The following is an 8,217-nucleotide window of genomic DNA, read 5'->3' as shown; positions in this document are numbered from 1 at the left end:
CCTCGGCCGCGTCCTCGGGCAGGTCCAGCGCCCGCCCGCACAGTTCCACCACGGCGGGCCGAGCGCCGCGAACGCCGCCGAGGCCAGTCGGTCGGTCACCGCCTCGGCCCAGAGCCGCCGCCGGACCAGCGGCCCGACCGGCGGGTACGGCGGCGGCCAGCCGCAGGCCACCGCGCCCGCCTCCCCCTCCGGCCCGGCGAGCACGGCCTCCAGCGGGGTCATCCCGGCGGCCCGGACGGCGAGCAGGTGCGCCCCGGTGAAGTGCTCCCGGAGCAGGCGCAGGCCGACGGCGGCCCGGGCCCCGGCGGTGCGCTCCGGCACCGGCATCGCCCGCCAGGCGGCGAAGAGCGGCATGCCGCTGGCGTCCGCGGCCTCGACCGCCCGGCCGAGCAGCGCCGCGAGCCGGCCCGCCCCGGGGAGGGCGTCGAGGCGCTCGTCGCCCCACCGGCAGCACTCGACGAGGGTGGCGGCGGCGACCTCGGCCGGGCGGACGGTGCGCAGCGCGGCGTCCCAGCCGTCGGCCACCGCGTCGGGGGCCAGGAAGCCGAGGGCGGCGGCGACCGTCTCGGCGCCGACGTCACCGAGGGCGCCGGCCCGGCCCGTCACGTAGAACGACCAGCCGGAGATCCCGAGCAGCCGGGCCCGGCGCAGGGTCGTCGGGCACCGGGTGTAGGCGTCGCCGAGTTCGAGCACGATCGGCTTGCTGGCCGCGGCGACCTGTTCCGGCGTCATCCGCCCGCTCCCGAGGCGACCCGTCCGTCCACAGGGGTCAGTCTGCCGCGTCGTCGCCCACCTCGGCATCCCCCTCTTCGGCGTCGAGCGCCTCCACCGCCGCCTCGACCTCGCCGGCGCGGCGGCGGGCGGCGGTCACCGTCCGGTCGGCCCCGCGCCGGGCCAGCTTCGCCCGGCTCAGGTCCTGCTCGGCGACGGCCCGCCGCCGCTCCAGCTCGGCCAGCTCCGCCTCGATCGCGTCCAGGGCGGCGGCGCCGTCGCGCTCGGCCGCCGTCGCGTCGGCCAGCTCCGCCTCGGCCCGCTCCTGGTCGGTACGCGCCTTCGTCAGCTCCTTCTCCAGCGCCCGGCGCCGGCGGGCCCGCTCCGCACGGGCTGCCCGCTCCGCCTGCTCGGCGCGGAGCGCGGCCCGGTCGACGCCGGCCCCGCGCCTGCCGGCCCGCTCCGGCGGGCGCTCCGGTTCCGGCTCCTCGCCGCCGGTCACCAGGCGCAGCTGCGGGCGGGGCACCTCCCCGAAGCCGGCGTAGTGGGCGGCCCGCAGCAGCCGGCCGGACCGGACCTGCTCGGCGACCTCGGTGTCGGAGAGCGCGGCGTTGAGGGTGCCCTCCACCTCGGCCAGCGGCAGCTTCCCGGCCGGCGGCGCCCCCTCGGCCCCGGCGGCCAGCTTGCGCACCTCGGCGACGAGCGCGCCGACCACCGCGCGCCGCTGGGCGGACAGCTCCCGCAGCCGGGGCCCCCGCAGCTCGCGCTGGGCGGACCGCAGCGCCTCGGCGAGCTGGGCCAGGTCGGCGACCAGCTCGGGGCGGCGGATGGCGAGCAGGTTGACCAGCCAGGCGGCCACGGTGGGGCGGCGCAGCCGGGCGATCTCCCGGGCCAGCTTCGGGTCGCCGGCCCGCCGCGCCTCGGCGACGGCCTCGTCGCGGATCGCCACGAACCGGTCCGGTGGGGTGGTGTAGAGCCGGTGCACCAGCTCTCGGGGCGGGCCGGGCATCGCCGTCAGGCGTCGATCCGGGTGCCCGGTTCGAGCCGGCGGTAGTCGACCTCGGAGAGCCGGGCGAAGTTGTTGTTCAGCACGGCGAGCCCGTTGTCGTTGAGCAGCCCGTCGTGCAGCGCGTACGCCCGGCGCGGGGCGACGGCGCGGAGGAAGTCCAGCGACTCGGAGAACTTCGTCCACGGGGCGTGGATCGGCAGGAAGAGCGTGTCGACCCGCACGTCCTCGGGGACGACCAGGGAGTCTCCGGGGTGGTAGACGACGTCGTCGAGCAGGTAGGCCAGGTTGTCCACCACCGGGATGTCGGGGTGGATCACGGCGTGCCGGCCGCCGTACGCGCGCACCGGCACGCCCGCGGCCGTGAAGGACTGTCCGGGTTGGACCGCGTCGAGCGCCTCGGCCGCGTCGCCCAGCGTCCCGGCGAGCGAGGCCGGCCCGTGGATGGTGAACGGCCGCCGGTCGAGCTGACGGTTGACCGCCTCGACGTGCACGTGGTCGGGATGCTCGTGGGTGATCAGCACCGCGTCCGCCCCGTCGAGCGCCGCGGGCTCGCTGAACACGCCCGGGTCGATGACCAGCACTCCCCCGTCGTGCTCCACGCGGAGGCAGGAGTGGGCGTACTTGGTGACGTGCATCGTGACTCCAAGATTATCGAATCGTGATGTCCTGAGCGCAGTCTGCCGGAACCGGCGTACCGACGCGCCGCGTCTGAGGTATCGCCCCGCACGGGGGCGACGACGAGGGGAGCGGGGATGGACGGACGGGAACGACGGCGCCGGGGCGTACGGCTGAGCGCTGTCGCGCTGGTCGCGCTGCTGGGGCTGGCGGCCTGCGGCAGCGGCGACTCCGGCGGGCGCGAGGACTCGGCCGCCAGCGCGCCGGAGGCGGCGCCGGCGGACCGGGACCGGGCCGGCGGCGCGGCGGAGCAGGGCGGCGGGCAGGGCGAGAAGGGCGCCGGCGCGGGCGCGCCGGACCTGCGCGTCGACCAGCGGTCCATCATCTACACCGGTTCGATGCGGGTGAAGGTGGACGATGTGGACGCCGCCTCGCGCAGCGCGATCGCCACCGTGACGGCGGCCGGCGGCTTCGTCGGCGGCGACCAGCGGCGCAGCGCCGACGCCGACGCCACCGCGAGGCTGGAGCTGCGGGTGCCCGCCGCGAAGTTCTACGGCGTGGTGGACGAGTTGGCGAAGCTGGGCCGGCAGGAGCGGCGGGAGATCCGCACCGAGGACGTCACCGAGCAGGTGGTCGACCTGGACGCCCGGATCACCACGCAGCGCGCCCGGGTGGAGACCGCCCGCAAGCTGCTGGCCCGGGCCACCACGATCAGCGACCTGGTGTCGCTGGAGAACGAGCTGGCCCGCCGCGAGGCCGACCTGGCCTCGCTCCAGGCGAAGAAGGAGAGGCTGGCCGACCTGACCAGCCTGTCGACGATCACCGTGTCGCTGGTCGGGCCGGACGCGAGCACCGCCGACGAGGAGGCCGAGGTCGGCTTCATGGCCGGGCTCGACGGCGGCTGGAAGGTCTTCCTGACCTCGATGACGATCCTGCTGACCGTGCTGGGCGCCGTGCTGCCGTGGCTGGTGGCGTTCGGCGTGCCGCTGACCGTCCTGGTGTTGGTGCTGCGCCGGCGTCGGCGCCGCGCCGGCCCGCCGCCGACCCGTCCGGGCGGACCGGCGGGGCCGCTGCCCGCCGCGCCGCCGCCGGTTCCCGCGGCCCGGCCCGGGTCGTGACCGTTCGGGCGCGCCCGTCCGGGCCGCGCCAGGCGAGTGCGTCGTCCGGGTCGTGATTGGGTGGGCGCGCCGTCCGGGCGGCGCCGGGCGAGTGCGCCCGTCCGGGCCGTGACCGGGCGAGTGCCTGACCCCGCGAATGCCCGGCCGGGCCGTGGCCGGGTGGGCGCGGCTTCCTACCGCGTCGCCGCCAGGGCCCGCAGCGCCGTCTGGACCATGAGCCGCACGCCGACCGGGATGGCCCGTTCGTCGACGTCGAACGAGGCCCGGTGCAGGTCCACGTTCGGGCCGGAACGGCCGACGCCGAGCCGGGCGAGCGCGCCGGGGACGTACTCCAGGTACCAGGAGAAGTCCTCGCCGCCCATGCTCTGCGGAGTCTCGGCGACGCCCTCCGGCCCGAGCGCGGCGGCGGTGGCGGCGGTCAGGACCTGGATGGCCCGCGAGTCGTTGCAGACCGGCGGCCGGCCGCGCAGGTATTCCAGGTCGACCGTCGCCCCGGTCGGCGCGATCACGTCGCGGACCACCTGACCCACGATCTTGGGAGCCATCTCCCAGGTGTCGCGGTCCATCACCCGCAGGGTGCCGGAGGCGCTCGCCTCGGAGGGGATGACGTTGTAACGGGTGCCGGCCGAGGCGTGGCCGAACACCAGCAGCAGCCCGCTGTTGGCCGGCACCCGGCGGCTGACCAGGGCCGGCACCTCGGTGATCAGGCGGCCGAGCGCGTCGACCAGGTCGACGGTCAGGTGCGGACGGGCGGTGTGCCCGCCGGGGCCGGTCAGCCGGACGGTGACGTTGTCGGCGGCGGCGGTGATCGGGCCGACCCGCAGGCCGACCTTCCCGACCGGCTGGTTGGGGTCGCAGTGCAGCGCGAAGATCTGCACCACGTCGTCGAGGCCACCGGCCTCGATGACCTCCAGCGAGCCGCAGGGCAGGATCTCCTCGGCGGGCTGGAAGATCAGGCGTACCCGGCCGGGCAGCTCGCCGAGGTCGGCGAGCTGGGCCAGCAGCATGCCGACGCCGAGCATGACGGTGGTGTGCACGTCGTGGCCGCAGGCGTGGCAGACGCCGTCGACGGTCGAGCGGTAGGGCACGTCCTTCGAGTCGGTCAGCGGCAGCGCGTCGATGTCGGCGCGCAGCGCAACCACCGGGCCGTCCGGACGGCCGTCGATGTCGCAGATGACCCCGTTGCCCTTGGGGAGCAGTCGCGGGCGCAGCCCCGCCAGGGAGAGCTCCCGGGCGATCAGGGCGGCCGTCTCGAACTCCTCGCCGGAAAGCTCCGGATGCGAGTGGAGGTGGCGACGGGTGGCGATCAGCCCGGGCACCCGGAGGGCGAGCAGGTGGTCCAGCTCGAACGGCAGGGGCTCGGACCCGGAAGGCGCCTCCGGCCAGGAGGACGCCAGCTGGCCGCCGGTGGGCAGCGTCAACGCACTCGTCACGTCGAATTCTCGTTCGCTAGAGATGGATGGATCATCAGGAACAGCAGACAGCCTAGACCTCCGGCGGTGACGCTGCGCAACCTCGTTCCGGTGATGGTCGGGGCGCACAGCGTCACGAATGCCCTGCTGAGAGCGCTCGTAGATCTGCGGGACAGCAGGTAGATCGCGGTCGAACGCCGTCATCTGCCCCACACCTCCTACAACGCGTAACCGGTCCGGCCGTCGCCAAATCGACGCCGATCGCGGGGGCCGTCGTTCCGAATTGTCGCATTAGTCGGTCCGGTGAACGGACACTCCGACAATTAGCCGACCGCCGTCGGCGACGGGCCCCGCAGACGGTCACACAGCCGAGCACGGAGCGACCGCACACCGTGTGCGTCCGAGTTCACCCGGTCGGGTTACCCCCGAACCGCCGCGGCACACGCCGCGACCGGTGGGCCGCGCCGCCCCGCCGGGCACGGGAGCCCCGCGGCGGCGTCGCCGGACCCGCTCCCGCGATCTGCCGTCGCCGATCGGCGACGGGAGCTACTCCGACTGTAGCGCTCGCCCGGCATGCGCCGCGAGCTGCACAAACGTCCCGAGCGACCGGCCCGTACGGGCAGCGGGAACGGCCGACGGCCGCCCGGTACGCCGACGTGGGCGGGGACCGGACGGCCGTCGGCCGGAGATGATCAGAAGCGGTCGGAGGGGCGGTAGAGCCCCCACACCTGGCGCAGGGTGCCGCAGACCTCGCCCACGGTGGCGCGGGCCCGCAGCGCCTCCTTCATCGGGTAGAGCACGTTCCCGGTGCCCTCGGCGGCGGCCCGCAGCTCCGCGAGCGCCCGCTCGACGGCGCCGGCGTCCCGTTCGGCGCGCAGCCGGGCCAGCCGCTCGCCCTGCGCCGCCTCGATCGCCGGGTCGACCCGCAGCGGCTCGTACGGCTCCTCCTCGTCGACGGCGAACCGGTTGAGACCCACCACCACCCGGTCGCCGGAGTCGATCTCCTGCGCGATCCGGTACGCCGACTGCTCGATCTCCCGCTTCTGGAAGCCCGCCTCGATGGCGTCGACCGCCGACCCGTGGTCGAAGACCCGCTCCATCAGCTCCGTCGCCGCCGCCTCGATCTCGGCGGTCATCGCCTCCACCACGTACGAGCCGGCGAACGGGTCGACGGTGGCGGTCAGGTCGGTCTCGTACGCCAGCACCTGCTGGGTGCGCAGCGCCAGCCGGGCCGCCTTCTCGGTGGGCAGCGCGATCGCCTCGTCGAAGCTGTTGGTGTGCAGCGACTGCGTGCCGCCGAGCACCGCGCCGAGGCCCTGCACCGCCACCCGGACCAGGTTGACCTCGGGCTGCTGGGCGGTGAGCTGCACGCCCGCGGTCTGGGTGTGGAAGCGCAGCATCATCGACTTCGGGTCCCTGGCGCCGAAGTCGTCGCGCATCAGCCGCGCCCAGATCCGCCGGGCGGCCCGGAACTTCGCCACCTCCTCCAGCAGGGTGGTGCGGGCGACGAAGAAAAATGACAGCCGGGGCGCGAAGTCGTCGACGGCGAGCCCGGCGGCCAGCGCGGCCCGGACGTACTCGACGCCGTTGGCCAGGGTGAACGCGATCTCCTGCGCGGGCGTCGCGCCGGCCTCGGCCATGTGGTAGCCGGAGATGGAGATCGTGTTCCACTTCGGCACCTCCTTGCGGCAGTACCCGAAGGTGTCGGCGACCAGCCGCAGCGAGGGCTTCGGCGGGAAGATGTAGGTCCCCCGGGCGATGTACTCCTTGAGGATGTCGTTCTGGATCGTGCCGTTGAGGGCCGAGCCGGGGACGCCGTTCTCCTCGGCGACGAGCTGGTAGAGCAGGAGCAGCACCGAACCGGGCGCGTTGATCGTCATCGACGTGGAGACCTTGTCCAGCGGGATGCCGTCGAAGAGCAGCCGCATGTCGTCGATCGAGTCGATGGCCACCCCGACCTTGCCCACCTCGCCGTGCGCGATCGGGTCGTCGGAGTCGTAGCCCATCTGGGTCGGCAGGTCGAAGGCGACCGAGAGGCCCATCGTGCCGGCCCGCAACAACTGGTGGTATCGCGCGTTGGACTCGGTGGCGGTGCCGAAGCCGGCGTACTGGCGCATCGTCCACGGACGGGAGGTGTACATGGTGGGGTAGACCCCGCGCGTGTACGGGAACTCGCCCGGGCCGCCCAGCCGGGAGTCGAGGTCCTCCGGAAGGTCGGCCGCCGTGTAGACGCCCTTGATCGGGAAACCGGACTCGCTTGACCGCCGTTCGCTCATTAGCGGATGGTAGGACGCGCGACGGCGTCGGCGGGTGAGGGATACCGCACACCGGTCCGTCGGAGATCGACGAGAGGTGAACTTTCGGGCACGCACTGTCGAGTTAGGGAAACGTCCGTCGCGTCGGCTTTCGCATCGGGCGTCGGAACCAGCAAGATAGGGGGGTTGTGTCCCAGCCCCCCTCGATTTCCCCCGGTGGCTTTTCTGTGACTCAGATCCCGACGTGGAGCGGCGGACCAGTCAGTCCCCCCAACGGACGCGCGACACCCGGCACCACCATCGGTGGTCGCTACTCGCTGCGTTCCGCGGTGGGCAACGGCGGCATGGGCACGGTCTGGCGTGCCACAGACACGCTCCTGCGGCGGGACGTCGCCGTCAAGGAGGTCGTCCTGCCCCCGGGGCTCGCCCCCAGCGACCGCGACGCCATGTACGAGCGCACCCTGCGCGAGGCCCGCGCGGCGGCGGCCATCCAGCACCCGGCCGTCGTCCAGGTCTACGACGTGGTCACCGAGGGTGGCCGGCCGTGGATCGTGATGGAGCTGCTGGACGCCCGCAGCCTCGCCGACATGGTGATCGAGGACGGCCCGGTCGCGCAGCGGGTGGTCGCCAAGATCGGCATCGCGCTGCTCGGCGCGCTGGAGGTGGCGCACGCGATCGGCGTGCTGCACCGCGACGTCAAGCCGGCCAACGTGCTGATCTGCGTCGACGGCCGCTGCGTGCTGACCGACTTCGGCGTGGCCCGGATGCCCACCGACGTGCAGCTCACCACCCCCGGCATGGTGCTGGGCTCGCCGCACTTCATCTCGCCCGAGCGGGCGATGGGCCAGGAGTTCGGCCCGCCGAGCGACCTGTTCTCGCTGGGCGTGACGCTCTACACGGCGGTGGAGGGGCGGCCCCCGTTCGACAGGGGCGACCCGATCGAGACCATGCACGCGGTGGTCGAGGACCCGCCCGCCCCGCCGCAGCGCAGCGGGCCGCTGACCCGGGTGCTCATGGGCCTGCTCGAGAAGGACCCGGCCCGCCGCCTCGACGTGCACACCGCCCGGGCGATGCTGCGCGAGCTGCTCGCCGGCCCG

The 8,217-nt window shown here is 74.4% G+C and carries 7 protein-coding genes; 2 read left to right on the top strand and 5 right to left on the bottom strand.

Features of this window, described 5'->3' with window-relative positions:
• From ACWENR_RS28070 to ACWENR_RS28060, 3 genes are all read right to left on the bottom strand, one after another.
• On the bottom strand, positions 1-732 hold a 732-nt coding region (locus ACWENR_RS28070), incomplete at its 3' end, for an SCO6745 family protein (protein WP_452279958.1).
• 37 nt (positions 733-769) lie between these two features.
• Complete coding sequence (locus ACWENR_RS28065) at positions 770-1,720, bottom strand: hypothetical protein (RefSeq protein ID WP_452279957.1); 951 nt, start codon at positions 1,718-1,720, stop codon at positions 770-772.
• Positions 1,721-1,725: 5 nt separating this feature from the next.
• The gene (locus ACWENR_RS28060; protein WP_452279956.1) at positions 1,726-2,355 is read right to left on the bottom strand and encodes an MBL fold metallo-hydrolase; all 630 of its coding nucleotides are present in this window, start codon (positions 2,353-2,355) and stop codon (positions 1,726-1,728) included.
• A gap of 117 nt (positions 2,356-2,472) precedes the next feature.
• Between ACWENR_RS28060 and ACWENR_RS28055 the strand changes: the two genes are divergently transcribed.
• On the top strand, positions 2,473-3,453 hold the full coding sequence (locus tag ACWENR_RS28055) for a DUF4349 domain-containing protein (protein WP_452279955.1): 981 nt from the start codon (positions 2,473-2,475) through the stop codon (positions 3,451-3,453).
• Between the two features lie 173 nt (positions 3,454-3,626).
• Here ACWENR_RS28055 and ACWENR_RS28050 read toward each other — a convergent pair whose 3' ends face one another.
• A complete protein-coding gene (locus ACWENR_RS28050; protein ID WP_452279954.1) occupies positions 3,627-4,886 on the bottom strand; it encodes an amidohydrolase in 1,260 nt (419 codons plus the stop codon).
• A 671-nt stretch (positions 4,887-5,557) separates the two neighbouring features.
• Positions 5,558-7,141, bottom strand: a complete 1,584-nt coding sequence (locus ACWENR_RS28045) for an acyl-CoA mutase large subunit family protein (RefSeq protein WP_452279953.1) — start codon at positions 7,139-7,141, stop codon at positions 5,558-5,560.
• Positions 7,142-7,347: 206 nt separating this feature from the next.
• Here ACWENR_RS28045 and ACWENR_RS28040 point away from each other — a divergent pair.
• On the top strand, positions 7,348-8,217 hold an 870-nt coding region (locus ACWENR_RS28040), incomplete at its 3' end, for a serine/threonine-protein kinase (RefSeq protein ID WP_452279952.1).

It is taken from the genome of Micromonospora sp. NPDC004336 (assembly GCF_053602615.1).
Note: the sequence above shows the minus strand (reverse complement) of the source record. Positions and strands in the feature narration are given on the sequence as shown.

Excerpts from the sequence above, each read along its gene's own strand:
- ACWENR_RS28065 (WP_452279957.1), bottom strand. The coding sequence starts at position 1,720 with ATGCCCGGCCCGCCCCGAGAGCTGGTGCACCGGCTCTACACCACCCCA.
- ACWENR_RS28060 (WP_452279956.1), bottom strand. The coding sequence starts at position 2,355 with ATGCACGTCACCAAGTACGCCCACTCCTGCCTCCGCGTGGAGCACGAC.
- ACWENR_RS28045 (WP_452279953.1), bottom strand. The coding sequence starts at position 7,141 with ATGAGCGAACGGCGGTCAAGCGAGTCCGGTTTCCCGATCAAGGGCGTC.
- ACWENR_RS28055 (WP_452279955.1), top strand. The coding sequence starts at position 2,473 with ATGGACGGACGGGAACGACGGCGCCGGGGCGTACGGCTGAGCGCTGTC.